Origin of the sequence: Nonomuraea sp. NPDC052129, assembly GCF_040680095.1 — a bacterium.
Taxonomy (GTDB): domain Bacteria; phylum Actinomycetota; class Actinomycetes; order Streptosporangiales; family Streptosporangiaceae; genus Nonomuraea.
Genome location: NZ_JBFAVX010000031.1, coordinates 111,016 through 136,836, shown reverse-complemented (window position 1 = coordinate 136,836; position 25,821 = coordinate 111,016). Strand labels below are relative to the sequence as shown.

30 protein-coding genes and 1 tRNA gene are annotated in these 25,821 nt (G+C 68.0%); 8 read left to right on the top strand and 23 right to left on the bottom strand.

Going from position 1 to position 25,821, the window contains the following annotated elements:
* Positions 1 to 28: 28 nt before the first annotated feature.
* Entirely contained in the window at positions 29 to 274 is a 246-nt protein-coding gene (gene secE, locus AB0L53_RS44970) for a preprotein translocase subunit SecE (protein WP_357962191.1), read from the bottom strand.
* 73 nt (positions 275 to 347) lie between these two features.
* Positions 348 to 420, bottom strand: a tRNA-Trp gene (locus AB0L53_RS44965).
* A 158-nt stretch (positions 421 to 578) separates the two neighbouring features.
* Here AB0L53_RS44965 and AB0L53_RS44960 point away from each other — a divergent pair.
* Positions 579 to 1,787 carry a pyridoxal phosphate-dependent aminotransferase gene (locus AB0L53_RS44960; RefSeq protein WP_357962194.1) on the top strand — a complete coding sequence of 403 codons (1,209 nt, stop codon included), beginning with the start codon at positions 579 to 581 and terminating at the stop codon, positions 1,785 to 1,787.
* Positions 1,788 to 1,867: 80 nt separating this feature from the next.
* On the opposite strand, the gene AB0L53_RS44955 is transcribed toward AB0L53_RS44960, so the two are convergent.
* The 4 genes from AB0L53_RS44955 to AB0L53_RS44940 are packed head-to-tail and all read right to left on the bottom strand — an operon-like array spanning position 1,868 to position 4,459.
* Positions 1,868 to 2,350, bottom strand: coding sequence for a hypothetical protein (locus AB0L53_RS44955; protein ID WP_364008474.1), 483 nt, complete (start codon positions 2,348 to 2,350; stop codon positions 1,868 to 1,870).
* 41 nt (positions 2,351 to 2,391) lie between these two features.
* Positions 2,392 to 3,018 (bottom strand): hypothetical protein, encoded by a 627-nt coding sequence (locus AB0L53_RS44950; protein ID WP_364008471.1) that lies wholly within the window; start codon positions 3,016 to 3,018, stop codon positions 2,392 to 2,394.
* A gap of 41 nt (positions 3,019 to 3,059) precedes the next feature.
* Positions 3,060 to 3,962, bottom strand: coding sequence for a PASTA domain-containing protein (locus AB0L53_RS44945; protein WP_364008468.1), 903 nt, complete (start codon positions 3,960 to 3,962; stop codon positions 3,060 to 3,062).
* Positions 3,959 to 4,459, bottom strand: coding sequence for a SigE family RNA polymerase sigma factor (locus tag AB0L53_RS44940; RefSeq protein ID WP_364008465.1), 501 nt, complete (start codon positions 4,457 to 4,459; stop codon positions 3,959 to 3,961). The genes AB0L53_RS44945 and AB0L53_RS44940 overlap by 4 nt, the downstream gene beginning before the upstream one ends.
* Before the next feature lie 68 nt (positions 4,460 to 4,527).
* Here AB0L53_RS44940 and AB0L53_RS44935 point away from each other — a divergent pair, with 68 nt between their 5' ends.
* Positions 4,528 to 5,547: an adenosine deaminase gene (locus AB0L53_RS44935; RefSeq protein WP_364008462.1), complete on the top strand. Its 1,020-nt coding sequence runs from the start codon at positions 4,528 to 4,530 to the stop codon at positions 5,545 to 5,547.
* 39 nt (positions 5,548 to 5,586) lie between these two features.
* Here the strand turns inward: AB0L53_RS44935 and AB0L53_RS44930 are convergent, their stop codons facing one another.
* Together AB0L53_RS44930 and AB0L53_RS44925 are read right to left on the bottom strand one after the other, a co-directional pair.
* Positions 5,587 to 6,405 (bottom strand): hypothetical protein, encoded by an 819-nt coding sequence (locus tag AB0L53_RS44930; RefSeq protein WP_364008459.1) that lies wholly within the window; start codon positions 6,403 to 6,405, stop codon positions 5,587 to 5,589.
* Positions 6,392 to 6,949, bottom strand: coding sequence for an RNA polymerase sigma factor (locus AB0L53_RS44925; RefSeq protein WP_364008456.1), 558 nt, complete (start codon positions 6,947 to 6,949; stop codon positions 6,392 to 6,394). Before AB0L53_RS44925 ends, AB0L53_RS44930 begins: the two co-directional genes overlap by 14 nt.
* A gap of 108 nt (positions 6,950 to 7,057) precedes the next feature.
* Here AB0L53_RS44925 and AB0L53_RS44920 point away from each other — a divergent pair, with 108 nt between their 5' ends.
* A complete protein-coding gene (locus AB0L53_RS44920; protein WP_364008453.1) occupies positions 7,058 to 7,792 on the top strand; it encodes a class I SAM-dependent methyltransferase in 735 nt (244 codons plus the stop codon).
* Positions 7,793 to 7,878: 86 nt separating this feature from the next.
* Here AB0L53_RS44920 and AB0L53_RS44915 read toward each other — a convergent pair whose 3' ends face one another.
* From AB0L53_RS44915 to AB0L53_RS44895, 5 genes are all read right to left on the bottom strand, one after another.
* On the bottom strand, positions 7,879 to 8,763 hold the full coding sequence (locus tag AB0L53_RS44915; protein WP_364008450.1) for a carbohydrate ABC transporter permease: 885 nt from the start codon (positions 8,761 to 8,763) through the stop codon (positions 7,879 to 7,881).
* The gene (locus AB0L53_RS44910) at positions 8,763 to 9,647 is read right to left on the bottom strand and encodes a sugar ABC transporter permease (RefSeq protein WP_358449985.1); all 885 of its coding nucleotides are present in this window, start codon (positions 9,645 to 9,647) and stop codon (positions 8,763 to 8,765) included. The genes AB0L53_RS44915 and AB0L53_RS44910 overlap by 1 nt, the downstream gene beginning before the upstream one ends.
* A 70-nt stretch (positions 9,648 to 9,717) precedes the next feature.
* Positions 9,718 to 10,989, bottom strand: coding sequence for an extracellular solute-binding protein (locus AB0L53_RS44905; RefSeq protein WP_364008514.1), 1,272 nt, complete (start codon positions 10,987 to 10,989; stop codon positions 9,718 to 9,720).
* 186 nt (positions 10,990 to 11,175) lie between these two features.
* Positions 11,176 to 13,038 carry an acyl-CoA dehydrogenase family protein gene (locus AB0L53_RS44900; protein ID WP_364008446.1) on the bottom strand — a complete coding sequence of 621 codons (1,863 nt, stop codon included), beginning with the start codon at positions 13,036 to 13,038 and terminating at the stop codon, positions 11,176 to 11,178.
* Between the two features lie 59 nt (positions 13,039 to 13,097).
* A complete protein-coding gene (locus AB0L53_RS44895) occupies positions 13,098 to 14,312 on the bottom strand; it encodes an amino acid permease (protein WP_364008443.1) in 1,215 nt (404 codons plus the stop codon).
* 80 nt (positions 14,313 to 14,392) lie between these two features.
* Between AB0L53_RS44895 and AB0L53_RS44890 the strand changes: the two genes are divergently transcribed.
* Entirely contained in the window at positions 14,393 to 14,866 is a 474-nt protein-coding gene (locus AB0L53_RS44890; protein WP_358554734.1) for an Lrp/AsnC family transcriptional regulator, read from the top strand.
* Here AB0L53_RS44890 and AB0L53_RS44885 read toward each other — a convergent pair.
* The 4 genes from AB0L53_RS44885 to AB0L53_RS44870 all read right to left on the bottom strand — a co-directional run bounded on the left by AB0L53_RS44885 (position 14,855) and on the right by AB0L53_RS44870 (position 18,582).
* Positions 14,855 to 15,505, bottom strand: a complete 651-nt coding sequence (locus AB0L53_RS44885) for a response regulator transcription factor (RefSeq protein ID WP_357962230.1) — start codon at positions 15,503 to 15,505, stop codon at positions 14,855 to 14,857. The genes AB0L53_RS44890 and AB0L53_RS44885 overlap by 12 nt on opposite strands.
* Positions 15,502 to 16,491, bottom strand: coding sequence for a histidine kinase (locus tag AB0L53_RS44880; protein ID WP_364008439.1), 990 nt, complete (start codon positions 16,489 to 16,491; stop codon positions 15,502 to 15,504). Before AB0L53_RS44880 ends, AB0L53_RS44885 begins: the two co-directional genes overlap by 4 nt.
* Entirely contained in the window at positions 16,488 to 17,963 is a 1,476-nt protein-coding gene (locus AB0L53_RS44875) for a serine hydrolase domain-containing protein (RefSeq protein ID WP_364008436.1), read from the bottom strand. Before AB0L53_RS44875 ends, AB0L53_RS44880 begins: the two co-directional genes overlap by 4 nt.
* Positions 17,964 to 18,039: 76 nt before the next feature.
* Positions 18,040 to 18,582: an RNA 2'-phosphotransferase gene (locus AB0L53_RS44870; RefSeq protein ID WP_364008511.1), complete on the bottom strand. Its 543-nt coding sequence runs from the start codon at positions 18,580 to 18,582 to the stop codon at positions 18,040 to 18,042.
* Between the two features lie 108 nt (positions 18,583 to 18,690).
* On the opposite strand from AB0L53_RS44870, the gene AB0L53_RS44865 reads away from it, so the two are divergent.
* Positions 18,691 to 19,125 carry a hypothetical protein gene (locus AB0L53_RS44865; RefSeq protein ID WP_364008433.1) on the top strand — a complete coding sequence of 145 codons (435 nt, stop codon included), beginning with the start codon at positions 18,691 to 18,693 and terminating at the stop codon, positions 19,123 to 19,125.
* Positions 19,122 to 19,721 (top strand): TetR/AcrR family transcriptional regulator C-terminal domain-containing protein, encoded by a 600-nt coding sequence (locus tag AB0L53_RS44860; RefSeq protein WP_364008430.1) that lies wholly within the window; start codon positions 19,122 to 19,124, stop codon positions 19,719 to 19,721. Before AB0L53_RS44865 ends, AB0L53_RS44860 begins: the two co-directional genes overlap by 4 nt.
* A 9-nt stretch (positions 19,722 to 19,730) precedes the next feature.
* Here AB0L53_RS44860 and AB0L53_RS44855 read toward each other — a convergent pair whose 3' ends face one another.
* A complete protein-coding gene (locus AB0L53_RS44855) occupies positions 19,731 to 20,972 on the bottom strand; it encodes an FAD-dependent monooxygenase (RefSeq protein WP_364008427.1) in 1,242 nt (413 codons plus the stop codon).
* A gap of 77 nt (positions 20,973 to 21,049) precedes the next feature.
* Here AB0L53_RS44855 and AB0L53_RS44850 point away from each other — a divergent pair, with 77 nt between their 5' ends.
* On the top strand, positions 21,050 to 21,601 hold the full coding sequence (locus AB0L53_RS44850) for a TetR/AcrR family transcriptional regulator (protein WP_364008424.1): 552 nt from the start codon (positions 21,050 to 21,052) through the stop codon (positions 21,599 to 21,601).
* A 20-nt stretch (positions 21,602 to 21,621) separates the two neighbouring features.
* On the opposite strand, the gene AB0L53_RS44845 is transcribed toward AB0L53_RS44850, so the two are convergent.
* Entirely contained in the window at positions 21,622 to 22,110 is a 489-nt protein-coding gene (locus AB0L53_RS44845) for a helix-turn-helix domain-containing protein (protein ID WP_364008421.1), read from the bottom strand.
* Between the two features lie 108 nt (positions 22,111 to 22,218).
* Between AB0L53_RS44845 and AB0L53_RS44840 the strand changes: the two genes are divergently transcribed.
* Positions 22,219 to 23,031, top strand: coding sequence for an MBL fold metallo-hydrolase (locus AB0L53_RS44840; protein ID WP_364008418.1), 813 nt, complete (start codon positions 22,219 to 22,221; stop codon positions 23,029 to 23,031).
* Between the two features lie 74 nt (positions 23,032 to 23,105).
* Here AB0L53_RS44840 and AB0L53_RS44835 read toward each other — a convergent pair whose 3' ends face one another.
* The 4 genes from AB0L53_RS44835 to AB0L53_RS44820 form a co-directional block, all read right to left on the bottom strand.
* Positions 23,106 to 24,041 carry an inositol monophosphatase family protein gene (locus AB0L53_RS44835; RefSeq protein WP_364008415.1) on the bottom strand — a complete coding sequence of 312 codons (936 nt, stop codon included), beginning with the start codon at positions 24,039 to 24,041 and terminating at the stop codon, positions 23,106 to 23,108.
* Between the two features lie 88 nt (positions 24,042 to 24,129).
* Positions 24,130 to 24,330 (bottom strand): DUF397 domain-containing protein, encoded by a 201-nt coding sequence (locus tag AB0L53_RS44830; RefSeq protein WP_364008412.1) that lies wholly within the window; start codon positions 24,328 to 24,330, stop codon positions 24,130 to 24,132.
* Positions 24,331 to 24,640: 310 nt separating this feature from the next.
* Positions 24,641 to 24,913, bottom strand: coding sequence for a DUF397 domain-containing protein (locus tag AB0L53_RS44825; protein ID WP_364008410.1), 273 nt, complete (start codon positions 24,911 to 24,913; stop codon positions 24,641 to 24,643).
* Complete coding sequence (locus tag AB0L53_RS44820; protein ID WP_364008407.1) at positions 24,913 to 25,743, bottom strand: helix-turn-helix transcriptional regulator; 831 nt, start codon at positions 25,741 to 25,743, stop codon at positions 24,913 to 24,915. The genes AB0L53_RS44825 and AB0L53_RS44820 overlap by 1 nt, the downstream gene beginning before the upstream one ends.
* Between the last annotated feature and the right edge of the window lie 78 nt (positions 25,744 to 25,821).

Here is a 25,821-nt window from a genome sequence, read left to right as displayed (position 1 = left end):
CCGTCGGGTGACGCCGTCGGTGTCTGGATCAGGATCCGCCGAAGACGCGGAGAACGGCCCAGCCGAGCGCACTGTCGAGCCCGTACACGATCGCAACCATGATCAGAACGAATACCAGAACGACCGTGGTGTAAGTGATGAGATCCTTGCGTGTCGGCCAGATGACCTTACGCAGCTCGGTGACTACCTGCCGGTAGAAAAGGGCCGGCGAGGTGCGGGTCTTCTTCTCGCCACTAGGCTTGCCTGCGGTCTCGCCGCGCGTGTCGATCGCCACAGTCCTCACCTGAATCTGTCGTATCCAACGCAGTATGCGGCGCGCTTACACGCCATTGCGCGGACCGCACTCGCAGGGCACGAGGGACTCGAACCCCCAACCGCCGGTTTTGGAGACCGGTGCGCTACCAATTGCGCCAGTGCCCTATGTCGCCAACCACACTACCCTGATCAGCTCACTGCCTGGACCGAACCGCACGTCGACATGCGGCGGCACGACCAGGCGAAAGTGTATCGGGGGAAAGCCCCTTACGTCGAACCAAACCCGATCGCCCAGGTCAAGGCCCGCGTGGCAGCATGGACCCATGTCCACCCGACCTCGCATATCCAGCCGAATTTCCGCGATTTCCGAGTCCGCCACGCTGGCCGTGGACGCGAAGGCGAAGGCGATGAAGGCGGCCGGCCGCCCGGTCATCGGCTTCGGCGCCGGAGAGCCCGACTTCCCGACACCGGATTACATCGTCGAGGCGGCGGTCGCGGCGGCGCGCGATCCCCGCTTCCACAAGTACACCCCGGCCGGCGGCCTGCCGGAGCTCAAGCAGGCGATCGCCGCCAAGACGCGGCGCGACTCGGGCTACCAGGTCGAGGCGTCGCAGGTCCTGGTCACCAACGGGGGCAAGCAGGCCGTCTATGAGGCGTTCGCCACGCTGCTCGACCCGGGCGACGAGGTCCTGGTCGTGGCCCCGTACTGGACGACCTACCCCGAGGCGATCAAGCTGGCCGGCGGCGTCCAGGTCGACGTCGTCACCGACGAGACGACCGGCTACCTCGCGAGCGTCGAACAGCTTGAGGCGGCCCGCACGGAGCGCACCAAGGTCCTGCTGTTCGTCTCGCCGTCCAACCCGACGGGCGCCGTCTACTCGCGTGAGCAGACGGAGGCGATCGGCCGCTGGGCCGCCGCCAACGGCCTCTGGGTCGTCACCGACGAGATCTATGAGCATCTCGTGTACGGCGGAGCGGAGTTCACCAGCATCGCCACGGCCGTTCCCGAGCTGGCCGACCGGGTCGTCATCGTCAACGGCGTGGCCAAGACGTACGCCATGACGGGCTGGCGGGTGGGCTGGCTGATCGGCCCGTCCGACGTGGTCAAGGCCGCGACGAACCTCCAGTCGCACGCCACGTCCAACGTCTCGAACGTGGCCCAGATGGCCGCTCTGGCCGCCGTCTCCGGCGACCTGTCGGCCGTGGCGGAGATGCGCGAGGCGTTCGACCGGCGCCGGCAGGCGATGGTGCGGCTGCTCAACGAGATCCCGGGCGTGTTCTGCCCGGAGCCGAAGGGGGCGTTCTACGCCTACCCCTCGGTGAAGGAGCTGATCGGCAAGGAGCTGCGCGGCCGGCGGCCGCAGTCTTCGGCCGAGCTGGCCGAGCTGATCCTGGAGGAGGCGGAGGTGGCGGTGGTTCCGGGCGAGGCCTTCGGGACGCCCGGATATTTCCGCCTTTCGTACGCCCTGGGGGACGACGACCTGGCAGAGGGCGTCAGCCGCCTCGCCAAGCTCCTCGCGGAAGCCCACTGACCGCGCCGCGCCGGCCGACCGCAGAGACCGGGTGACCGATCCGCGTCAGCCGACCGCGGAGGCTGACTGACCGCGCCGCGTCAGCCGACCGCCTCGGCCACCTGCTCGATCTCGCGGGCCAGTCCGGGCGTGGCGCCGATGTAGACCGCGGTGCCCGGCCGTTCCAGCCACATGAAGTTGCTCAGCCCGCCCCGCGTACGCCAGCGCAGGGCGGGCTTGCCGTTGTACGCGCGCAGGCTCGACCTGCTGACCAGCGACGCGAACCGCTCGGCACCCCGCACCCCGCACACCAGCCCGACGAGCAGTTCCTCATCGTTCTTGCGCCACCGCACGCCCTTCACCTTGAGCCGCTCGCGCAGTGACTTGACCCGCGTGAACGAGCCCGCGCGCTCCACCCCCGCGGGCAGGTGGCCGATGCCTAGATCCCCGGACCCGCAGGTCAGAGAGATGATCGTCGACCTCGCCCGGCTCGGTTCCGGCGTGGCTGTGTTCGCCTCCGGCGTGGCGGCGCTGCCGCACGCGGTGAGCACGAACACGAGGGACACCGCTGCCAGGCGTCGCATCAACCCCCCATGACTTGGAGTGTAAACCGCAGAAAAGGCCCCTAGTCTCCTACAGGACCCTTGACCGAGGCGGCAACACGGAGCAGTTCTTCGCTCAGGGATTCGCTGACCCTGATCCACGCTCCGGTGCCCGTACGCTCCAGCCAGACGATCATCAGGCCGCCGCCGGGATGCCTGCCGACCAGGGCGGGTCTGCCACGAATGGTGGTCTCCCTCGGCGTCCGTAGCGGCGTCCGCCGCTGGTAGGTGGCCCAGTCGGCCGCCGCGGCGCCGTGCTCGACCCGCACCTCGACGAACCTGTCCTGAGCGCCTGTCCCTCTCTCAGGGGTGAATCTGGCCCAGGCGCCCTGGTCGGGTTCGATCACTCCCCCGTCGGCGCGATCGAACCCCGCGGGCAGGTAGGTGAGCCAGAAATCATGCGCGACCACCGCGATCCGGGGCGCCGCCAGGGCGGCGGTGACGGTCCGGCCCCGAACGGGCCCCGCCCGACCCGGCTGCGCCGGAGCCGGTGGAGCCTGAGGCGGCGCAGGCGCCCCCACCGGCGTGCGATGGAGACGCCCGAATCCCGAGGAGAACAACCCAAAGATGATCGAAACGGTGACCCCAAGTGCGAGAAACGCCAGCATCGCGCGCAGCGCCTGTCCGCCGGTCCCGCCCTCAGGCTTCATGCACGGTAGATCCCCGGTCTGATCTCACCCGTACCACCTGATCACTTAACGGGTTCGATCCCTTCGGCGATCTTCTTCAACTCGGCACCCGCGTCAACCTTTTTCGCATAGTCCGGGCTGATATACACCTCGACCGCCAGCCCCTCGCGCAGCGTCCAGCCAATGGTGCTCGTCGTGCTGTCGCCGGGCCCGGAGTCGACCTCGCCGCCTTCTGTGATCTTTGCCAGGTATGCCCGCTTGCCGGCGATGTCGAGGATTTCGGCGCCGTCCTTGGAGTACGTCGCCAGTTGCTGCGCGATCTGCTTGCTCGCCTCATCCGCGAACACGACCACCTGAACGGCGTAGAAGCCCTCTTCCTGTCCGGGCTCCGTGAAAGTGGTCGTATAGCTCGTCTTGCCGAAGCCGTTCTTGCCCGACCACTTGCCCCATTCGAGCCCGTCGGGCAGGTAGCCGACATGGATACCGCCGAACTTCCTGCCGTCGCCCAGGTCGCCGAGGTCCTGCGGCAGCGAGACCTCCGGGCCGACGGTGAGCTGCACGTTCGTCCCCTTCGGCACCTCCTGGCCGGCGGCCGGGGCCTGCGCGCGCACCTGCCCCTTTTCGGTGGCCGTCTCCGGGTCCTCGACGACCAGTCCGGCCTGCTTCAGCGTCGCGACCGCCTTGGCGGCGGGCATGTCGACGACACTGGGGACGGTCACCAAGTCCATCACGGCCCGGTCCGGACCGGTGGCCGCGTGCTGGGTCTTGGGGGGTTCCCCCGAGTTGATCAGTGCCGGCACGGTCACGGCGACCAGGGCCGTGACCAGGGCGGCGCCGGCCGTACGGAATCTGAGCACGTGCGCGCGGTGGCGGCGGCGCACGTCCCTGCCGAGCGTCGGCCCGGCGTGCACGCCGGCGACGTGTGAGGCCATGGCGTCGGCGATGGCTTCTTCTTCGGTCTTCATCGGATCGCTCCTTCTGCGACGGTCATGCGTTCGCGGATCTTGGCGAGTCCCCGGGCCGCCTGGCTCTTCACGGTGCCGAGCGAGCAGCCGAGCAGCGACGCGGTGGCCGACTCCGACTGGTCCTCCCAGTAGCGCAGGACGATCACGGCCCGCATCTTCGGCGGCAGCCTGCGCAATTCCTCGATGAGCGTGTCGCGCAGGTCCAGGTCGGGCGATTTCGCGGCGGTGTCGGGCGGCCGGGCGAACGTGATCTCCTGCACGACGCGCCGCCGCCGAGCCCGGCTGATCGCCGCGTTGACGAGGACCTTGCGCGCGTACGCCTCGGGGTTGTCGTGCCGGATTCGGGACCAGTGCCGGTAGACCTTCTCCAGAGCGTGCTGGACCAGGTCCTCGGCGTCGTGGTGGGTGGCTCCGCAGACCAGGATCGCGGTGCGTAACAACGAGGTGCTGCGTGCGGCAAGGAACTCGTCGAATGCCGTTTCATCTTCATCCGTCATGGGCGGGGTCCCCTTTCGCCCCTCCCAACGCACGAACGGGCATACAGGTTGAGTGGCAAGATATGGAAATGCCACGCCCGCTTGACCTGCTGCCCAAGGCTCACCTGCACCTGCACTTCACCGGCTCGATGCGGCATTCGACGCTGATCGAGCTGGCTCGCGAGCAGGGCCTGCACCTGCCCGACGCGCTGGAGCAGGACTGGCCGCCCCAGTTGCGCGCGACCGATGAGCGTGGGTGGTTCAGGTTCCAGCGACTGTACGACATCGCCAGGTCGGTGCTGTGGCAGCCGGAGCACGTCTACCGGCTGGTGCGGGAGACGGCCGAGGACGAGGCGGCGGCCGGGTCGCGATGGCTGGAGATCCAGGTGGACCCGTCGGGGTTCGCGCCGCGGTTCGGCGGGTTGACGGCGACGCTGGAGCTCATGCTGGACGCCGCCGCCCAGGCCGCCGTACTGGCGGGCATCGGGATCGCGGTGGTCGTGGCGGCCAACCGCACCAAGCACCCGCTCGACGCGAACACGCTGGCCAGGCTCGCGGTCCAATACCAGGGCAGGGGGGTCGTCGGGTTCGGGTTGTCGAACGACGAGCGGCGCGGCGCGGCCAGGGAGTTCGAGCGGGCCTTCCGGATCGCCAAGCGCGCGGGGCTGCTGGCCGTACCTCATGGGGGTGAGCTGCTCGGCCCCCGCAGCGTCGCGCAGTGCGTGGACGACCTGCACGCGGATCGCGTCGGGCACGGGGTACGGGCGGCGGAGGACCCGTGGCTGATGGAGCGGCTGGCTGAACGGCAGATCTGTTGCGAGGTGTGCCCGACCTCGAACGTGGGCCTGGGCGTCGCCGAGCGGGCGGCGGACGTGCCGTTGCGCAGGCTGTTCGACGCGGGGGTGCCGATCGCGCTGGGGGCCGACGACCCGTTGCTGTTCGGGGCGCGGTTGTTGCGGCAGTACGAGCTGGCGCGGGAGGTCTACGGCTTTGGTGATGAGGAGATCGCCGAGCTGGCGCGGCAGTCGATCAGGGCGTCCACGGCACCCGAGGGGGTGCGCAAGGAGCTGCTGAAGGAGATCGACGACTGGCTGACCCTGCCGGAGTGACCGGCTCTGCCGGCGCGAGGCGCTACCGGCGTGAGACGGCTACTGGAGGAGTGTGGCGGCTATCTCGGCGGCGCGCTTTTTAGTGCCGGCTCCTTCCAGGCGGTAGCCGACGGTGCCGGACTGCCAGATGAGGGTGGGCTGGGCCTGGCGCAGGGGGACCGACGTGCCGTCCTCGCGCTTGAGGTAGCCGAGCGGATGCTCGCCGCCGAGCCACCAGGCGGTGACGCCCCCGACCCGGACGTCCTCGGGCCAGGGTGGGCCAACGCTCTTGAAGAAGTACGGGCTGAGCGTGCCGTCGAACTGGTCCAGGCGGATGCCGCCCGGCCAGAACAGCGACGCCACGCGGCCGTTGTCGCTCACCGTGGCGCGCTCGGGGGTGCCCAGCGCGGTGGGGGTCTTGATGGGGAACCTCACCTGGGTGGCCAGGTCCGCCGGGGCCACCGCGTGCTCGCCCGGCAGGGGCGTGGGGGTGGTGACCGGCTCGGGGGTGGACTCGCCCAGGCGTAGCTCGATGCCGGCGTAGTGGAGGATCGCGCGCACGGCGGCGCGGCCCTGCGGGGTTGCGGCGGTGATGGCTATGACGGCCACGACGATGGCTGCCACGATCTGCCATCTTGCCCGCCGCTTGCGTTGCGCCGGAGGCCGCCGCTCATCCTCCCGCCGACCCGGCGCCGGGGGATGCCGCCTGACGTCGGGCACACCGGGCGCCTCAGGAGTCGTGGGCGTGTCTGGGGTGGGCTCCAGGCGGGCGCGGACGGCTGAGGCCACGTCGCTCGGCGATGGGTTGGGGACGTCGAGGAAGTCGGCGAGGGCCGTGAGTTCGGCGGCCAGGTCGTCGAACGGGTCATGCGAGCTCATTGCCCACCTCCTCCCTGAGCCGCGCGAGGCCGCGATGCGTGCTGGACTTGACGGTGCCGAGCGGCCAGTCGAGCACCTGGGCGGTTTCCGCCTCCGTCAGCTGTAAGAAGTACCGGCAGACGACGGCCTGGCGTTCCCGCTCCGGCAGGTGGCGTACCGCCTCCAGCAGCCGGGCGCGCCGGTCCGTGGCGACGGCCGAACCCTCGGGGTCGTCGGGGGCCTTGAGGTCGGCCGTGGCGCTGAGCCGTACGGTGAGCTCGGATCTGCGCCCGCGCGACCGGGTCAGGTTGTGCGTCTCGTTGGCCACGATCCGCAGCAGCCACGGCCGGAAAGGGGCGTCCCTGCGGAAGGTCGACAGATGCCTGAACGCCTTGACGAACGCCTCTTGCACCACGTCCTCTGCCTCGTCCCCCGCACCGAGCATGGCGGCGGTGCGGTGGGCGAGCGCGCTGTAGCGGGCGACCAGCGCCTCGTAGGCGGTCAGGTCGCCGGCGAGGGAGCGGCCGATGGCCTCGTCGTCGTCCATGAACGAGTCAGATTTCACCGCATCAGAGGGGGTTCGGGGAAGGGCGTTTGACCCATGAGGTGACCATCGGCGCTGCTGGGGCATTAGACTCGCACAAATCCATGAGCCCTTCGAAGGAACGGCACTATGTCTTCTGGGTATGACCGTGTAGTACAACCGGCGGCCGGTGACGAGGCCCTGGAGAACCACCTAGGTGGGGACGAGGCCAAGAACTATCGGCAGTACGAGTTCGACATGGTCGCCCCGCATGTCGGCCGTTCGATGCTGGAGATCGGGTCCGGGCTGGGCCATTTCGCCGAGCAGTTCCTGCCGCGTCTCGACCGTCTCGTGGTGAGCGACTTCGACCCCTACTGCGTCGAGCAGCTCCGCAAGCGCTTCGAGGGGCGCGACGACATCGGTGTGCTGCAGTTCGGCCTGCCGACCGAGATCCCGCTTGAGGACAAGGTCGACACGGTCATCCTGATGAACGTCCTGGAGCACATCGAGGAGGACGCCGAGGCGCTGCGTTCGCTGGCCCGGGTCACGCAGCCCGGCGGCCGGATCGTCATCTGGGTGCCCGGCTACATGCAGCTTTATGGAGACTTCGACCGTAAGGTCGGGCACGTCCAGCGCTACACCCCCAAGACCCTGGGCGCGACGGTCGCCAAGGCGGGGCTGGAGGCCGAGGTGCTGAAGCCGATCAACTTCCTGGGTGGCATCGCCTGGTGGGCCGCCGTCCGCCGGGGTGGCGTGGGCTATCCGGATCCGCGACTCGTGAAGATCTATGACCGGACGGTGGTTCCGGCCACGCGCCTCATCGAGCGCTTCATCCGGCCGCCCTTCGGTCAGACGGTCTTCTGCGTCGCCCGCGTACCCCAGTAACCACCTCAGCCGCCACCGGCGTGCGGGGCGGCTGAGGGGCCCGGGCCGGTGGAGGAGGCCCGGGCGGGGATGGCTGTTGCGGCCGGCTATTTGATGGAGCCCGCCGTCAGACCTCCCACCACCTTTCGCTCGATCAGAGCGAAGAGGATGATCACTGGGATGGTGGCGATCACCGAGCCGGCGAAGAGGTTCTGCCAGTCCACCTGGTATTGGCCGATGAACGAGTTGAGCGCCACCGTCAGCGGCTGGTTCGCCGGTGTCGTGGTCAGCGTCAACGCCACCACGAACTCGTTCCACGCGGCGATGAAGGTGAAGATCAGCGCGGTGATGACCCCGGGCATGGCCAGCGGCAGCGTGATCCGGAACAGTGCCCCGAACCGCCCGTTGCCGTCGATGAACGCCGCCTCCTCCAGTTCGCGCGGGATCGAGGAGAAGTACGCGTTCAGGATCCACACCGCGAACGCCAGGTTGAACCCGCCGTTGACCAGGATCAGCGACCAGATCGAGTCCACCAACCCGAACTGGAAGAACTCGCGGTAGATGCCGACCAGCATGGCCGTCGGCTGGAACATCTGGGTGATCAGCACCAGGATCAGGAACGCCGTGCGCCACCTGAAGTTGTGCCTGGCCGTGTAGTACGCGGCCGGCAGCGCCACCAGCAGCACCAGGATGGTGGAACCCGCCGCCACCTTGAGCGTGACCATGAGGTTGCCGGCCAGGCCGCTGGTCCAGAAGTTGGTCAGGTTCGACCACTCCCACTGCGACGGGAAGAACGTCACGTCGCGCAGCGTCTCCTGGGGACGCAGCGAGGTCAGCAGCATCACCAGATACGGGAACAGGAAGATGAACGCGATCACGTACGCGCTGCCCGCGACGATCACCGTCTTGAGCCTGGGCAGGCCGCGCGAGGCGGGGCGGGGCGGCTTGGCGTGGTGGTGGGTGGACAGCGTCGGCGCCGTCTTGACGGCCATCACGCCACCTCCTTGTTCCAGCGGGACACCCTGAGGAAGATCGCGGTCAGGATGATCACCATGCCGAAGTTGACGACCGACATGGCGGCGGACTCGCCGATGTTGGAGCCCTTGAGGATGAACATCAGGATCGTCGAGGTCGCCGTCGAGTATCCGGGCTGGCCGTGCGTCATGGCCCAGATGATCGGGAAGCTGTTGAAGACGTTCATGACGTTGATCAGCGCGGCGACGGTGAGGGCGGGCCGCAGCAGCGGCAGCGTGATCGACCAGTACGTCCGCAGCCGGGTGGCGCCGTCCATCTTGGCCGCCTCGTAGACGTCGTTGGGGATTGTCGCCAGACCGGCCAGCAGCGCGTACGTGGTGAACGGCACCGACACGAACACCGCCACGAACACCAGCCATGGCATCGCCGTCGAGGCGTCACCGAGCTGGTCGGCCGAGGCGCCGCCCATCGCGTCGATCAGGCCGAGCTTGAGCCTGATCTGGTTGATTACGCCGACCTCAGGGTCGAGCATCCACTTGAAGATGATCGCCGTCATCAGCACCGAGGCCGCCCACGGCGCGATCAGCGCCCAGCGGGCGATCTTGCGGCCGGGGAAGCGCTGGTTGAACAGCTGGGCCAGGGCCAGCGAGATCAGCACGGTGAGGGCGACGACCGCGACCACCCAGATCACGCTGCGGACCATGATGTCCGCGAAGTCCTTCTCACCGAACAGCTTCTCGTAGTTCGCCACGCCGTTGCCGCCCTGGACCACGCCGAACCGGCTGATCTTCAGGAACGACGAGCGGATCATCTCGTAGACCGGCCAGAGCACGACCACCGCGATCAGCACAACAGCGGGCCCGACCCAGGCCAGGGGCTCCAGGACGCGCAACCTTTTCATGCGGAACCTTCCGTAACGGTACGGCCGGCGCTCTGAACGCGAAGCGCCGGCCGTACGGGCCCCCGACTGATCAGCCGGCGTCGGCGGTCTTCTGGAGCTCGCCGAGCACCTTGGCCGGGTCGTCCTTGACGGCCCCGCCGATGGTCTGCTTGATCTGCGGGTTCACCTCGGCCCACTTCGGGTCCTGGAACGGGTAGAAGCTGGCGTTGGGCAGCGCGTCGAGGAACGGCTTGAGCTTCTCGTCGCCCGACAGCTTCTGGATGCCGCCGTTGGTCACGGGCAGCAGCTTGTAGGTGTCGCTGATCTTCTGTGCGGCGCTGCCGGTGTAGAAGAAGTCGAAGAACTTCTTGATCTCGGCAGCGTGGCCGTTCTTGTTGAACGCCATGATCCAGTCCATGACGCCGAGCGTGGTGTCGAGCGGGCCGGACTTGCCGGGGATCGGCGCGACGCCGTAGTTCTTCAGCCCGGCCGCGTCGAAGATCGGGATGGACATCGGGCCGCCGTTGACCATGCCGACCTTGCCGGCGCCGAAGTCCTCCCAGACCGTCTTGCGGTCCTTGGTGCCCGGGTTCGGGGTGGTCAGACCGGCGTTGACCAGGCCCTTCACGTAGTTGAACGTCTCGATGTTCTGCGGGGAGTTGATCGCCCACTTGCCGGAGGCGTCCTTGTAGCCGCCGCCGTTGCCGAGCATCCACAGGAAGGACTCGGCCTGCGCCTCCTCCTGTCCGAGCGGCAGGCCGAAGGGCTGGCTGACGCCGGCCTTCTTCAGCTTCTCGGCGTCGGCCTTGAGCTCGTCCCAGGTCTTGGGCGGCTCGGCGATGCCGGCCTTCTGGAACAGGTCCTTGTTGTAGAACAGGGCGCGGGCGGAGGAGACGAACGGGATGCCGTACGCGGCGCCGTCGACCTTGCCGAAGTCGGCGAACTTCTGCAGCATGTCGCTGGAGACGTTCGGCGACAGGACCTCGTCGACCTTGTAGAGGAGCTGGTCCTTGACGAAGCCGGAGTAGTCGCCGGTCTGCAGGATGTCGGGCACCTGGCCGTTCTGGACCATGGTGGCGACCTGCTTGTCGATGTCGTTCCAGTTGATGACCTGGACCTCGACCTTGATGTTCGGGTTGGCCGCCTGGAACTCGTCCACGACGCCCTTCCAGAACGTCTCACCGGAGTTCGGCTTGCCGGGGCCGTCACCGTAGTCGGCGGCGACCATCTTGAGCGTCACCGGGCCGCCGGCCGAGGACTTCTGGTCGCCCGCACCGGCCGTGCCGGTGCCTCCTCCTGAGCCACAGCTGGACAGGACCAGCACGGTTGCCAGGCCGAGAGCCGCACCGCCCACAAGTTTCATGTTCACCGAAGTACCGCCTTCTCATCGGACGGGTCTCGCTGGTCCGTACCAGCGGCCGGTGCGTGAGTCACAGCTCAACGCGTTTGCGTCAGAGTAAGCCTCTATTCTCGGTCTGGTCTATACCGGTTGGTCTCGGTTTGAAAACACTAGGACGCCGGAAACCTCACAACCGGTCTAGACCGCGCGTCAGAGGATCTTTCTCCGCACGCTCTCTCCGCCCTGCGGCGATCCGATCCACGGCCCTTCGATGGACGGGTCGAGAATGCCCTCCTCGACGAAGGTGTAACGGCCGTCGAGCACGTAGCGGGCCAGCCGGGTGTCCTGGGTGTCGCTGTTGTCCCAGAGCTTGGCGAACAGTGCCTCCGCCCGCCGCCGCGCCTGATGGCAGAACGTGTCCGCCAGCTCGTACGGCCGACGGCCCAGGTCACGGGCGTCCTCCTCGGCCTTGACGCAGACCGCGGTGATGGCGAACAGCTCCGCCCCGATGTCGATGATCCGGCCGAGGAAGGACTGCTTGTGTTCGAGCCGCCCCTGCCAGCGGGACATGCCGTAGAAGGTGGACCGGGCCAGCTTCCTGCTGGTCCGCTCGACGAAACGCAAGTGGGCCGCCAGCGGCCCGAAGTCGGCGTAGGCGGCGGGCAGGTTGCCGCTGCCCGCGACCAGCGTCGGCAGCCAGCGGGCGTAGAAGCGGCCGGCCTGCCGCAGCGCCTGCGCGCGTTCCTTCCTGGAGGCGTCGGGGTTGATGAGCTCCCCGGCCGCCGACAGGTGGGCGTCGACCGCCTCGCGGGTGATCAGCAGCCGCATGATCTCGGAGGAGCCCTCGAAGATCCGGTTGATCCGTGAGTCGCGCAGCATCTGCTCGACCGGGACCCCGCGCTCGCCCCGCGCGGCCAGCGACTCGGCGGTCTCGTAGCCGCGACCGCCCCTGATCTGGAGCAGCTCGTCGAGCACCTGGTAGGACAGCTCGGAGGCGTAGAGCTTGGCCAGCGCGGCCTCGATCCTGATGTCGTTGCGCTGGTCGTCGGCCATGCGGCTGGTCAGCTCGCAGACGGCCTCCAGGGCGTACGCGGTGGCCGCGATGAAGGCGATCTTCGTGGCGACGGCCTCGTGCTCGCCGACCTTGCGCCCCCACTGCACCCGGGCGTTGCCCCACTCACGGGCGATCTTCACCGCCCACTTGGCGTTGCCCGCGCAGGTGGCGGGCAGCGACAGGCGTCCGGTGTTGAGCGTGGTGAGGGCGATCTTCAGCCCTTCGCCCTCACGCCCGATGAGATTCTTGGCGGGCACTCTGACCTGCGCGAACTCGGTGACGCCGTTCTCGATGCCCCGAAGCCCCATGAAGGCGTTGCGCCTCTTCACCGTGATGCCGGGCGAGTCGGCCTCGACCACGAACGCGCTGATCTTCTTGCCGGTACGGGCCATGACCACGAGCAGGTCGGCGATCACGCCGTTCGTCGTCCACAGCTTGACGCCGTCGAGCACGTAGTCGTCGCCGTCCCTGACGGCGGTCGTGGACAGCCGCGCCGGGTCGGAGCCCACGTCCGGCTCCGTCAGCAGGAACGCCGACACCTCGCCGCGCGCGCACCTCGGCAGGTACTCCCGCTTCTGCTCCTCGGTGCCGAACAGCTTGAGCGGCTGCGGCACCCCGATCGACTGATGCGCCGACAGCAGCGTCGCCAGCGCCGGGCAGTACGACCCGACGAGCATGAGCGCCCGGCAGTAGTACAGGTAGGGCAGGCCGAGCCCGCCGTACTCCTCGCTGATCGTGATCCCGAACGCCCCGAGCTCGGCAAGCCCCTTGACCACCTGGTCGGGCACCTGCGCGGTCCGCTCGATCTCGGCGGGATCGACGTGCGCGTCGAGGTAGCGCCGGACGGCCCTGACGAAATCCTCCCCGCGCTTGGCCGCCTCCTCGGCCAGCGTGGGGGCCGGGTGGACCAGGTCGAGACGGAGGTCGCCCAGGAACAACTGCTTGGCGAAGCTCGGGCGGGTCCACTCCTTCTCCCGGGCCTGCTCGCCGAGCTCTCTCGCCTTTGCGTAGTCGGTCATCGCGTCCCTCTTCCGTTCGGTGAGGGGTCTGTTTCTCTTCCTTGTACGGCACGCATGGGCTACCCGCTACCCGCCGCACACGGTTTCGGGCGTCGAGGGTACGGCTTTGCCACCAGCAGGCCAATCAGGGATAGTGCCGCCGGAACCGCTAGATACGCGCCGCAGCAGGCCAGGGCTATGCAGGACAGGACAGTTGCCACGATGGCCGTGTTGCGCGGTTTTCCCGGCGGCAGAATGCGGACGGCCGCCGCCACGCCTGCCGTGGTCACCGCGGCCAGGCAGGCCGAGGTGGCTCTCATGAGGGTGTCCAGGTCCGCCGGCAGCAACATGATCAGGGCGGTCAGAGCCGCCAGGAGGGCCAGACTGCGATAGGGGGTTCCGCCCTTCCCGAACCAGGGCGGCAGGGATCCGCTCCCGGCCATGGACGCGCCCAGGCGGGCGGCGCCGGCTATGTAGGTGTTGATGGCGCCGAAGGTGAGGGCTATGGCCGCCGTAGTGATGATGGGGCCGGCCGCGGCGCCGATGCCGGTCTCCAGCAGGGCGGACAGCGGTGCCGCTCGGCCCAGGACGGCGATCGAGGTGATGGAGACGCTCAGGTAGAGGACGGAGATCACGGTCAGGGTCACCGTGGTGGCCCTCCTGATGTCGGTGATCTCCGCCGACAGGTGGGTGGCGGCCTCCCAGCCGACGAAGGCGAAGAAGAGCACTCCGGCCGCGGAGATCACGCCCGCCATGCCGTACGGGGCGAACGGGGTGAAGTTGGCGGCGCTGGCGTGCGGCGCGGCGGTGCCGACGGCCGTCGCGAGGAGCGCGATCAGCAGGAGCACCATGGCCACCTGCAGCCGTCCCGAGGTGCGCAGGCCCGCGGCGTTGGCGAGGAAGGCGGCGGCGAGCAGGGTGGCAGCGGCGACGGTCTTGTCCACACCCAGGGTGTTGGCCACATAGACCGCGCCGACCTGCGCGCCGGCCACGATGCCGATGGGGACGGCGCCGTAGAACCACCAGCCGACCACCGCGGCGGCCCGCCCGCCGAACGCGAGACCGGTGAAGGCGGCCACGCCGCCGCCGTTCGGGTAGTGGGTGCCGAGCGTGGCGAAGGTGATCGCCACCGGTGCGCTCAGCGCCAGCAGGCCCACCCAGGCCAGGATCGACGCCGGGCCCGCGGCCTCGGCGGCCAGTTGGGGCAGCACCAGCATGCCCGGTCCGAGTACCCCGCCCAGCAGCATCGCCGTGCCCTGACCGGCACTCAGGCGACCTTTCGTTTGTTCCGACATATCAGCCGAAAGTAGCCGTACGCGTTGTGGTGGCAGCCTTCTGGCGAACGTTTGATCGGTTCTCTGGGGATAATGCCGCCGTGGATGAACTTGATTCGGGAATCATTCGGCTTCTTCAAACGGATGCGCGGCAATCGAACCGGGAACTGGCCAGACAGCTGGGTGTCGCCCCCTCCACCTGCCTGGAACGCGTCCGCGCCCTCACCCGGCGCGGCGTCATCCGCGGCTACCACGCCGACATCGCCCCGGCGGCGCTGAACCGCAGCGTCCAGGCGCTCGTCTCGGTCCAGGTCCGCCCGCTGAGCAGGACCGTCATCGAGACGTTCAAGCAGTCGGCGGCCGAGCAGCCGGAGGTGCTGAGCGTGTTCGTCCTGGCGGGCGGGGACGACTTCCTCCTGCACGTGGCGGTCCAGGACCTGGACCACCTGCACGCCTTCCTGCTCGACCGGCTCAGCAAGCGGCGGGAGATCGCCGGGTTCCGTACGTCGGTCATCTTCCAGCAGGTGCACAACAGCGCGCCGAGCCTGCTGCCGTACGACGAGTCAGCTCATTAGCCCCGCCTCATAGGCCATGATCGCGGCCTGGACCCGGTTGTTCACCTCCAGACGCAGGAGGATGGCGCTGACGTGGGCCTTGACCGTGCCTTCCGACACGAACAGCTCGCGGCCGATGTCCTGGTTGGACAGGCCGCGGCCGACGAGGGCCAGCACCTCGCGTTCGCGGGGCGTGAGGGATTCGGTCCGCTTGCGGGCGGTGGTGTTCCGGGTGAGCCTGCCGTCGTTCAGCTCGGCGATCACCTGGTGGGCGATGCGCGGTGACAGGTACGCCGCGCCGCCCGCGACCGCCCGGACGCCGATGATCAGCTCGCGCGGGTCGGCGGCCTTGAGCAGGAAGCCGCCCGCGCCTTCCGCGAGCGCCCTGGCCACGTACTCGCGCTCGTCGAACGTGGTCAGCATGACCACCGCCACCTCCGGAAGCGCGGCGCGCAGCTCGGCGGCGGCGGACAGGCCGTCGAGGCGGGGCATGCGGATGTCGAGCATCGCCACGTCCGGGCGGTGCGCCAGGGCCAGCTCGACGGCCTCCCTGCCGTCGGCGGCCTCGGCGACGATCTCGATGCCCGCGTCGGTGGCCAGGATCGACTTCACCCCGGCCCGGACCATGGGCTCGTCGTCGGCCAGCAGCACCCGGATCATCCGCTCTCCCCTGTGTCTTTCGGCCATGGCAACCGGGCCGTCACGGTGAATCCACCTTCGCTCGTGCGCCGGGCTTCCAGCGTGCCGCCCAGCAGGCGTACGCGTTCGCGCAGGCTCGCCAGCCCGGTCCCACCGCCCCCTGTGGACTGCGCTTTGGTGAGCGAGGGTGCGTTGGTCACCGTGACGGCGACCATGTCGGCGCGGCGTTCGATGGTGACACGGACCTCGGCGCCGGGTGCGTACCGGGCGGCGTTGGTCAGGGACTCCTGCGTCACCCGGTGCGCGGCCCGGTCCAGCAGCGGCGGCAGGACCGCCGAGCTCTCGTCGCGGCTCAAGGTCACCGCCATGCCGGCCCGCCCGGCCCGTTCGACCAGCGTCTCTATCGACTCGTCCGGTGGGTCCGTGGGGGCGCCGCCCGAGTCCCGCAGCACCCCGATGGTACGGCGCAGCCGGTCGGTGGCCGTGACCGCCGAGGCGCGCAGCTGGGCGGCCGCCTCCCGGTTCGTCTCGTTCATGTCGGCCGCCAGCTCCAGGGCCCCGGCCCGCAGCGCGATCAGCGCCAGCTCGTGCCCGAGCGAATCGTGCATGTCGGCGGCGATGCGGGCGCGTTCATGCAGTTTGACGCGCTCGGCGGTGTACTGCTGCTCCCGCTCCAGCTGACCGACCCGCTGCCGCCCCGCCTCGACCAGCTCCGCCTGCTGCCGCCGGAACCGCCCCGCCAGCCAGGGCAGCACCGCGAACAGCGCCATGGCCATCAGCGCGCCCACCCCGTCCCAGAGGCTCACGCCCAGCTCCACGACACCGGGTATCGCGACCGCGCCCAGGACGAGCCAGTCCCGGCGTACCGGAAGATGTCTGCCGTGCAGGTAGGCGACCACGGCGATGACCGCGAACAGCAACTGCCGCCAGGTCGGGATGTGGTCGAGGTACAGCCCGTTGACCAGGCTGATCCCCGCGACCACCGCCAGAATCGCGCCGTTTCTCACCTACCAGACCTTATCGACTCAGACGGGATGACCTGCGGAATCGTGTCAGCCTTGAGCTCCCGCAGCCGGACGATCCGCATCGCCGTCGTTGCCACTCCCGCCAGCGCCGCGACCGCCAGGGTGATCGTCAACGGTACGGGGAAGTAGGTGAGCTGGGCCCAGGTGATCGTCCGCCCGTTCGAGATGAACGAGATCAGGTCCGGATACGCCGCCAGCACCGCGGCCGGCAGCAGCACCGGCACCATCCGCAGCGCGATCCGCCACCCGGGACGCCCGGCCCGCCCGGCCGCCCAGCGTCGCGACCGCCACACGCCCAGAATGCCCAGCCCGATGGCGGCCAGCCCGATGAGGCCCAGCACCAGCTCGAACGTCTGCCGCCCACCACCCGGCAGCTCCGGCGTCCGCCCCTGGGTCATCGCGAACAGACCCGTGGCGACGGCGTACGTGTCGTCGGTGAGGGACGCGCTGTTGGTCATGACCGCGAAGCCGTAGCCGGTCTCAGGGGAGATCGCCTCGACGGCGGTGTAGGTGAACAGGTTGCCGGAGTGCACGAGCAGCTTGGTGTCGCTGTCGCGGCTCCAGCCCATGCCGTAGTCGCTGACCTTGGACGGGTTGTGCATGGTCCGCAGGCTTTGGGAGGTGACGAGCGGTTTGCCCTTCCCGTTCTGGTTGATCAGCCAGGCGCCCATGTCGGCGGCGGTGGTGATGACCCCGCCGGAGCCGCTGCCGTCGAGGAACCCGGGCAGTTCGGGGCGCGCCAGCCAGGCACCGAACACCGAGTTGTAGCCGTCCGAGGGCCGGACCACCTCACTCCGCAGGGCGCTATGGGTCATGCCGAGCGGGGCGAAGACGTGCTGCTTCAAGTAGTCGTCGAAGCTCTGCCCGCTCGCGACCTCGACCAGGCGGGCGGCCAGGTCGTAGTTGGCGTTGCAGTACGCCCAGTGGGTGCCGGGGTCGGTGGCGAGCGCGCCGGTCTTGAGCCGGTCCACGTACTGGGCGAGGGAGGTGGTCTCCTCCAGGGCGTTGATGTCGAGGGTGGTGTCGGACAGGCCGGAGGTCTGGTTGAGCAGCTGACGTACGGTGATCGCCGCGCCGCGCGGATCCGCCAGCTGGAAGCCGGGCAGCTGCTCGGCGACCGATCCGTCCAGCTTGATCTTGCCCGCGTCGACCAGCGTCATCACGGCCATGGCGGTGAACGACTTGCTGACGGAGGCGACGCGCATGGGGGTGTCGGCGGTGACGGGCTTGCCGTCGGAGCCTTGGCCGTAGCCGGCGGCGTGGATCACTTGGTCGTTATGGGTGACCACGACGGACATACCCGGCAGCCCGGTGGACTCCACGACCTTGGTGAGGTAGGCGTCGATGGCGGCCGGGGTCGGCGCCACTCGTACAGTCGAGCCGGCGGCGGGCGCGGTCAGGGCGAGGGTCAGCGCCGTTGTCGCCGCCAGGACGCCGATGAGCTTGCGTTTCATGGTGACGACGGTAGAAATCGGCGGCCCGGAAAAGATCCGCCGACCGTCCAGGACCACCCCTGACGAAAGTCTGATGTCACTCCCGGAAACGCAGATACGTGGGTGGCACCTCGTCCACGAGCCACACCCCGTTGGCACTGACCCGGAACTCGTGTCCCGCGTCGTGCATCGCCCCGGCGTCCACCGGCAGGACCACCGGCCTGCCCCGCCGCGCCCCCACCCGCGTCGCCGTCTCGCGGTCGGGCGACAGGTGGACGTGGTGGCGGTTCATCGGCCGCAGCCCCTCGGCCCGGATCGCGGGCAGGCTCTTCGCCACCGTGCCGTGGTACAGGTACGCGGGCGGCGTCGCCACCGGCAGGTCCAGGTCGACCTCGATGGAATGCCCCTGGTTCGCGCGGATCCTGCCGTTCTCAAGGGCGAACCGCTGCTTGTCGTTGCCCGCCACGACCCGGTGCAGATCGGCCGGGTCGATCGGGAACCCATGGGAGGCGGCGGCCCGGAGGAGGACGTCGACGTCCACCCAGCCGCGTTCGTCCAGCTCGATCCCGATCCGCTCGGGCTCGTGACGCAGGTGCTTGGACAGGTATTTGGAGATCCGCACCATACGCCGATCGTCAATCATCCCCCGAGGATGTCGCAGCGGCTCGATCTCGGGCAACCCTATTGTGCTGATTTTGAGTACGACGTAAGCTTACATCGTACTCAAAATCAACCAGGAGGTAGCGCCATGACCACCACCATCGCGATCATCGTCCCGCTCGTCTGGCTCGGCTGGCTCGTCGTGACCGAGTGGGTGCCGATGTTCCCGCTGAACGACCTGCGGCCCGGCAACGTCGGACAGCGCGTACTCGCGGCGGGCATCAACTACCCGTTCCCGTTACTGATCGCGGCCGGGGTCGCACTGCACCGAACCTGGTCACTGCTCGCCGCCACCGCACTCTCCGTCGTCATAGTCGGCGGACACCTGTGGAACTGGTGGCTCCCCTACTTCGGCACCGGCACCGCCGCGCAGCGGGAGACGTACCAGCGCGAGTACAGCCGTACGCTCAAGATCCTGCCGACCGAGGGACATGACGTGGTGGTAGACGTTCAGCACCTGGTGGTGGGCGCTCTGTCCCTGCTCATGCTGGCCACCACGCTGATCGCTACGCTGACCGGATGAACGAGCCCGCACCCCGGCGCGGCAGGGGACGCCCAGCCGTCCTGACCCGCGAACGGATCGTGGCCGCGGCCATCGAGGTACTGGACGCCGAGGGGCTCGACGCGCTCACCATGCGCCGCCTCGGCACCCAGCTCGGGGTCGCGGCCATGTCCCTGTATCGCCACCTGCCGAACCGGGACGCGGTGCTCGCCGCAGTGGTCGACCACCTGTTCGCCGAGGCGGTGATCGACCTCGACGCCGACACGCCATGGCCCGAGGCGCTGGCCCGGTTCGCGGGTTCCTACCGGCTGATGCTGCTCGGCCATCCGCACGCCGTACCCCTGCTGGCCACCCACCCAGTGGACATCGACCTGGGCCTGGAACTGCTGGCCGGGCTACTGAACCGCTTCGAGGCAGCGGGAATCCCACGCCAGGACGCACTCACCGCGATCCAGTCGGTAGCCGTCTATGTCCTGGGCCACGCTTTGGCCCAGGTCGGCACCCCACCGGGCACCACGACGACGGGGGACGGCAATGTGGCGGCGGCGTTTTACGACCAGTGGTTCAAGGCAGGGTTGCGGGCCATGATCTCGGGCTTCGAGCAGCAACTCCGCTGAAAATGATCTTCAGTGATTCTCCAGGCCGACCCGGCGTACTGATGCGGTGGGCGACACCGGGTAGTCGTCCACGATCATGGAGTTGTAGAGGCGTGCGCTCTTGGTGGTGAGGCGGACGAGGGCGCGGCTGGGCCCCGCAGGCAGGGCGGAGATCAGGCGAAGGCCCTGGACCAGTCCCCGCACGCCGAGGCGGGACGTGGGGACCAGGGTCTTCGCCGCGCTCAGCGCGACGGCGCGGCTGCCGCGCACGTGCTCCGCCATCGCGTGCTCGTAGGCGGGGAATGCGCGCTCATGGTCACCGCCCGCCCGCGCCAGCTCCCCGGCCAGGACGTACGCGCCGACGACGGCCAGGCTGGTGCTGCCGCCGACGGCAGGGCCGGGGCAGTAGCCCGCGTCGCCGACGAGCGTCACCCTCCCCCGCGACCAGGTGTCCATGTGAAGCTGAGTGATCGAGTCGAAGTAGAACGCCGGGGTGCGGTCGAGCTCGTCCAGCCAGCGGTCCACGTCGGCGTGCAGCCCCCTGAACGCGCCGCGCAGCAGCTCCTTCTGCCGGGGCACGTCGTGGCGGGAGTAGTCGAGCTCGCGCTCGCTCCGGAACAGGAACATCGCCCGCGCCTCGCCGAGGTGCCGCGCGCCGTACATGCCGGCGGTGCGGCCGACGCCGACGTGCATGAGGAGCTCGCCGTCGAGATCGGCGGCGTTGGGCAGGGTCAGCACCCCGAGGTAGGCCCCGATGAATGCGCTGAAGCGGGACTCGTCGCCGAAGACGAGGCGGCGCACGTTGGAGTGCAGCCCGTCCGCGCCGACGACGAGGTCGAAACGGCTCGGCGCGGCATTCTCGAACCGCACCTCGCCGTCGGGCGAGATCGCGGTGATCGAGTCGCCGAAGATGTACTCGACGTCGTCGCTTGTGGCGTCGTAGTAGATCTCGCTCAGGTCGTCGCGCATGATCTCGACGTGCCGGCCTTCGGTGGCGCCGAAGATCTTGGAGAGCTCCACCCGTACGGGACGCCGCGCGCCCTCCCCGTACGCGGTCATCCGGTTCGCGCCAGTGGCCCGCTCCTCGACACGCGGGAGCACGCCCATCTTCTCCGAGATGTTCATAGCGGGCCGGAACAGGTCGACCGCGTGGCCACCGGTCTTGCGCAGAGCCGGCGCGCGCTCGACGACCGTGACGGAGAAGCCGTGCCTGGTCAGCCAGTACGCCAGTACCGGCCCGGAAACGCTGGCGCCGGAGATGAGAATCCGCATGTGCACGCTTCCTTTCTTAACGATAAGTAAGCGTAACATGGTTACTTACCTATCATTAAGTCAGATAGACTTACGGCATGCCTCGTCCCTCTGACACCAAGCAGCGGATCCAGGACGTCGCCCGCGAGCTCTTCGCCCAGAAAGGTGTGCAGCGGACCAGCCTTCAGGAGATCGCCGACCAGCTGGGCATCACCAAGCCGGCGCTCTACTACCACTTCTCCTCACGCGAGGACCTGGTCCGCAGCATCGTGCAGCCGATCATCGACGAGGAAGAGGCGTTCCTGACGAGCCAGGAGGCACTGGACGAGGTCGACCCCCGTGCCCTGCTGGAGGGCTACTTCGACTTCCACTACCGCCACCGCGAAGCGATGGTGCTCATGCTCAGCGAGTTGACCACGCTCGCCGACCTGGGCCTGATCGACCTCGTGCTGGACTGGCGCAGGCGACTGACGAAGCTGCTGCACGGCCCCGAACCCACGCTCGAGCAGGCCACCCGGGCCGTGATCGCCTTCGGCGGCCTCCAGGACTGCACGATCCAGTTCACCGACGTACCAAAGGACGAGCTCCGCCAGGCGGCCGTGGACGGCGCCTGCGCGGCCCTGGGCATCTCGCCGCAGCGCGAAGCCTGACGAAGTCGACTGCCTGGCAGCTACGAGGAGTCGATGGCAGCGAGGTAGGCCGCGTTCAGGCGCTCGCGAACGCTCGGTGATCGCGTTGGGGTTTCGGAGCCGAGGTGCGAGTGGCGAAGCTCGTCCATGAACTCTTCCCAAAGCGCGGGGCCGCCTTGTTCGAGAAGCTCGGCGCGGACGCGCAGCGCGCGGCTCGTGGGCCGGTGGCGAAGCCCCCAGCTGCCGAGCTGCGCGAACACGGGTACGAGTTGGATCGCGGGTTCGGTCAGGCTGTAGCGCGCCCGCTGGCCGGCTCGCGCGTCCTCACGGGTGAGCAATCCCAACTCGACGAATCGCTTGAGTCGGTCGGCGAGAATATTCGACGCGATCCCCTCTTCTGAGCCGGCCTGCAGCTCTCGGAAATAGCGGCGGTCTCCGAAGACGATGTCGCGGAGGACGAGCAGGCTCCAGCGATCACCGAACACCTCGACGGTGGCGTTGATCGGGCACCCCGACCGCGGCTCATACACTTCGCCCATAGTGCTTGCAATCTACCACCGCCCGGTACTACGGTCGCGAAAGCGGTTGCAAACCACAAGCGGAAGGGGCCACCCGTGCTGAGGCAGGTCGCGGAGGGTGTGCTGATCCACGAGAGCGAGTTCTGCCAGAGCAACGCCGTTGTCGTGCACGGCCGGGCTGGCGTGTTGCTCATCGACCCCGGGGTGCAGAACCACGAATTGGCCTGCCTCGCGAACGACCTGTCCGATTCGGGCCAGACCGTGGTGGCAGGCTTCTCGACGCATCCGCATTGGGATCACCTGCTCTGGCACGCCCAGCTCGGCGCGGCCCCTCGTTACGGCACGGCCCGCTGCGCGGCCAGTGTCCGGGATCAGCTTTCCGATCCGGGTGCGAAGGACCGCATAGCCGCCCACCTGCTTGAGACGGAAATCGCCGGACAGGTACCGCTGGACCTGCTCGGCCTCATCACCGCCCTGCCCGCCGAGACGGCGCAGATCCCATGGGATGGCCCCCAAGCCCGGATCATCGAGCACCAAGCGCACGCACCGGGCCATGCGGCGCTGTTCATCGAGGAACGCGGAGTTCTCGTCGCCGGCGACATGCTCTCTGATGTCCTGGTTCCGATGCTCGACCTGAACGGCACCGCTGACCCGATCGAGGACTACCTAGCAGCGCTGCGACTGCTGGAGAGCGTGGCGGGCGACGTCGATGTCCTCGTCCCTGGGCACGGGTCAGTCGGCGGAGCTGATCAGGTAAACGCGCGGATCGAGCAGGATCGGGCGTACGTGCTCGCCTTGCGTGAGGGCCATGATCCCAGCGACCCGCGGATCGGCCCATCGGCCAAGCCCGGCTGGGAGTGGGTAGGCGATGTGCACAACGGGCAAGCCCAGCGCCTCGCCCGAAGAAGCGAGCGCGACGGGACGCCCGGCTAGCGATCCGCTTGCGGAACCGGCCCGGCGTCCCGTCAGCGTGGACCGCCTCCCAGCAAGGGGAGCGGCCATATTCCTCACTCGGTGAGGGTCATGGCGGAGAGAATGTCTTGGGCAAGAGGCACACGGGAGGCGGCGACGAACTTGTATCGGCGGTCCATGGCTTTCCGAATGTCGGCCATGGTGCCGAACCCATAGTCCAGCGGCAGTGGACGGCCTTGGAGGTCGAGGACGACCCCTCCGGCCGCCTGGAGGATGTAGTGCCCTGGAGCGAGATCCCAGGTGGCGAAGCCCTTGGCGAACTCGATCATGGCGTCACTGAAACCTGCCGCGACGTGGCACAGCCCTATCGAGCCGAAGTCAACGCCGATCCTGCCTCGGTTGACACCGTCTTGAGAGCGCTGGCCCAACTGCTCTATCAGGCGAGTCTGCTGAGCGAGCGGTACGAAGCGCTCAGAAGGCTTCATGAAGTAGTTCGTGATCAGCGACTCTGGCAGCTGAGCAGACCGGTTGAGTCGCAGTGGATAGGACGCGCCGTCCTGGGTGAAGACGAAGGCCCGCTCTTGTCCGGCATCGTCGCGGCCGGCGGTATAGATCTGTAGGTGGTGGAAGATGTCACCCACTACGGCCGCGATCGGACGAGCGAGGCTCCGCGAGTAGACCAGGACGTGCGTGTAGCCGTACAAAGCCCGCACAGCCAGTTCGCTCGTGTCGAGCGGGTCGACCAGGACGCATAGATCCGGGTCCGGATCGTCGCCGATGACCTGCGGGTCCGCCTCCTCGGACGCGTAGACGTACGAGGGAAAGATCTGCGTCAGGAGTTCCCGGTAGCGTCGGTGCATCCACAGGTCGTACTCCGACAGGAAGTTGTCAGCATGTCGAAGGTTCCGGCTCTCTGAGCGGTCACCCGAAAGTGCGGCTTGGATCAGCCGAGGACGAAGCTCACGAATGACCGTACCCACGAGCTCTGTGAGCTGCTGAACGATGCCGGATCGTGAGGGCTGGGACGTCACAAACGCACCTCCGTGCGTCAGCGTAGCTCCATCACTCTCCGCGCCACCTCTGCTCGGCGGCCTGCCGAGGGCGGGTGCGTGGCGTGAGTCAGAGGTCGAATTCACCTAGCCGTACACCACCGATGAAGGCTTCCCACTCGTCTGGGCGGAACATGAGCATGCCGCCTGCTCGGTTCTTGGTGTCTCGGACCGCGATTACCTCCTCGGTGATCGCCACCTCGACGCAGCTTGCGCCGTTCCCGCTGAGACTGCTCTTGCGCCATGTGGCGCTTGAAAGGTCGGGCTGCATCCCAACTCCTTTCACTCCTGATCTTCGCAGAGGCTTGTCGCTGCATCCTGGCGTCTACACGCCGTCCGGCCTCCTCCTCGGTTGCGGCCGGTAGAACTCCCGAGATGACGGCCCGTGCGTAATCCTCCGCACGCGGCCCCGTACACCGACACCACCGCGGAGGTACGCCCCTGGGCGGGCGCAGGGTTACGGCGAGAACGTCCGGGCACCGCGACAACGAAAGGCCGGGCGGTAAAAGGGCCTCCCTTGCCCAATGAAAGGCCACGGGCGCTGATGCAGAAATCCGGGCATCAGCGCTGCCACAGTCCTATTATCCGGCGAGAAGATGATCGAAGTTGCCGTCCTTCATTCCGTCTATCAGGGCGCGCATTTCTTCCTTGTTGAGGAACACTTTCGGCCCGTCCGGGTCCTTCGAGTCGCGCACGACCACTAGATCACCGTGCTTGTGCAGCTTCGCGCCATCGGGCACGAAGACCTTCCCGAACTCAGCGCAGGCCCCACCGTTGTTGCTGAACCTCGACTTGCACCACTCGACCCGGGACAGGTCGATGTCAACTCCAGTCGCGTCGCTTGTGTCGCTCATCAAAGATCCCTTCCCACTTGGGCAATGAGTGCCAGGCTGTCCTCGACCGACAAAGACTTCGCTCGCAGGTGGTTAAAGACCACGTTATACCCTTGGACCACGGCAGGATCCTCCAAATATCGGGCGTCCGACTGACTCTCCAGATAGACCACCGGCGGCCATGGATCAGGAAATTCGATCGCGATGAACGAGCCGTCCATCGCGGCATGCGATCCGGTCTCAAAGGGAAGGACCTGCAAGGTCACATTGGGTCGCGTACTGATCTCCATGAGGTGCCGCAACTGAGCCTTCATCGTGGCCCGGCCACCGACCATCCGCCGTATGCATGCCTCATTCATGATCGACCACAACTCCAGCTCGTCCGACGCGGTCAGACGATCCTGGCGAGCCAGGCGAAATTCAATCTTGCGTTCGATGTCCTCGGCGCTGGCGGCGGCAGGCGCCGTCCCTAGGTACGCCCCGTAGTAGTCGGCGGTCTGAAGCAGTCCAGGAATGAGTTCGGAGTCGTAGTGATTCAGTCTGCACGCCGCCGACTCCATGCCGACGTAAACCTCGAACCACTCGGGGATCGCCCCCTTGCCCTTGTAGCTCTGCCACCAGCCGCGCTTGCGTGCTTCGCGTGCCAGCGTGAGCAGGAATTGCCGCTGTTCGCCTTCGACCTCGTACAGATCCAGCATCACAGAGACAACGCTGAAGGCGGGTGCCGTGGAGTTGTTCTCGATCTTGGTTACGGTGCTTTCGGCTATGCCCACCGCATCGGCGACCTGCTTGCGATTCAGGTTGGACTGCCGGCGCAGTTCCCTGAGCTCGGCGGCCAGCCTGCGCCGCACCACCGTGGGGCTAGTCCCGCTTGACACCGTTTGACCTCCCGTATCGCCCATGTCACTTCATTGGAACAAGGTCAATCT

Bases quoted from the DNA above. Each gene is read 5' to 3' on its own strand.
- AB0L53_RS44875 (WP_364008436.1), bottom strand. From the start codon at position 17,963: ATGAAACGCAAGCTCATCGGCGTCCTGGCGGCGACAACGGCGCTGACC.
- AB0L53_RS44950 (WP_364008471.1), bottom strand. From the start codon at position 3,018: ATGAAGCCTGAGGGCGGGACCGGCGGACAGGCGCTGCGCGCGATGCTG.
- AB0L53_RS44825 (WP_364008410.1), bottom strand. From the start codon at position 24,913: ATGAGCGACACAAGCGACGCGACTGGAGTTGACATCGACCTGTCCCGG.
- AB0L53_RS44855 (WP_364008427.1), bottom strand. From the start codon at position 20,972: ATGCGGATTCTCATCTCCGGCGCCAGCGTTTCCGGGCCGGTACTGGCG.
- AB0L53_RS44885 (WP_357962230.1), bottom strand. From the start codon at position 15,505: ATGATCCGGGTGCTGCTGGCCGACGACGAGCCCATGGTCCGGGCCGGG.
- AB0L53_RS44935 (WP_364008462.1), top strand. From the start codon at position 4,528: ATGCCACGCCCGCTTGACCTGCTGCCCAAGGCTCACCTGCACCTGCAC.
- AB0L53_RS44960 (WP_357962194.1), top strand. From the start codon at position 579: ATGTCCACCCGACCTCGCATATCCAGCCGAATTTCCGCGATTTCCGAG.
- AB0L53_RS44920 (WP_364008453.1), top strand. From the start codon at position 7,058: ATGTCTTCTGGGTATGACCGTGTAGTACAACCGGCGGCCGGTGACGAG.
- AB0L53_RS44955 (WP_364008474.1), bottom strand. From the start codon at position 2,350: ATGCGACGCCTGGCAGCGGTGTCCCTCGTGTTCGTGCTCACCGCGTGC.
- AB0L53_RS44930 (WP_364008459.1), bottom strand. From the start codon at position 6,405: ATGAGCTCGCATGACCCGTTCGACGACCTGGCCGCCGAACTCACGGCC.
- AB0L53_RS44860 (WP_364008430.1), top strand. From the start codon at position 19,122: ATGAACGAGCCCGCACCCCGGCGCGGCAGGGGACGCCCAGCCGTCCTG.
- AB0L53_RS44910 (WP_358449985.1), bottom strand. From the start codon at position 9,647: ATGAAAAGGTTGCGCGTCCTGGAGCCCCTGGCCTGGGTCGGGCCCGCT.
- AB0L53_RS44850 (WP_364008424.1), top strand. From the start codon at position 21,050: ATGCCTCGTCCCTCTGACACCAAGCAGCGGATCCAGGACGTCGCCCGC.
- AB0L53_RS44900 (WP_364008446.1), bottom strand. From the start codon at position 13,038: ATGACCGACTACGCAAAGGCGAGAGAGCTCGGCGAGCAGGCCCGGGAG.
- AB0L53_RS44830 (WP_364008412.1), bottom strand. From the start codon at position 24,330: ATGCAGCCCGACCTTTCAAGCGCCACATGGCGCAAGAGCAGTCTCAGC.
- AB0L53_RS44940 (WP_364008465.1), bottom strand. From the start codon at position 4,459: ATGACGGATGAAGATGAAACGGCATTCGACGAGTTCCTTGCCGCACGC.
- AB0L53_RS44865 (WP_364008433.1), top strand. From the start codon at position 18,691: ATGACCACCACCATCGCGATCATCGTCCCGCTCGTCTGGCTCGGCTGG.
- AB0L53_RS44905 (WP_364008514.1), bottom strand. From the start codon at position 10,989: ATGAAACTTGTGGGCGGTGCGGCTCTCGGCCTGGCAACCGTGCTGGTC.
- AB0L53_RS44915 (WP_364008450.1), bottom strand. From the start codon at position 8,763: ATGGCCGTCAAGACGGCGCCGACGCTGTCCACCCACCACCACGCCAAG.
- AB0L53_RS44895 (WP_364008443.1), bottom strand. From the start codon at position 14,312: ATGTCGGAACAAACGAAAGGTCGCCTGAGTGCCGGTCAGGGCACGGCG.
- AB0L53_RS44945 (WP_364008468.1), bottom strand. From the start codon at position 3,962: ATGAAGACCGAAGAAGAAGCCATCGCCGACGCCATGGCCTCACACGTC.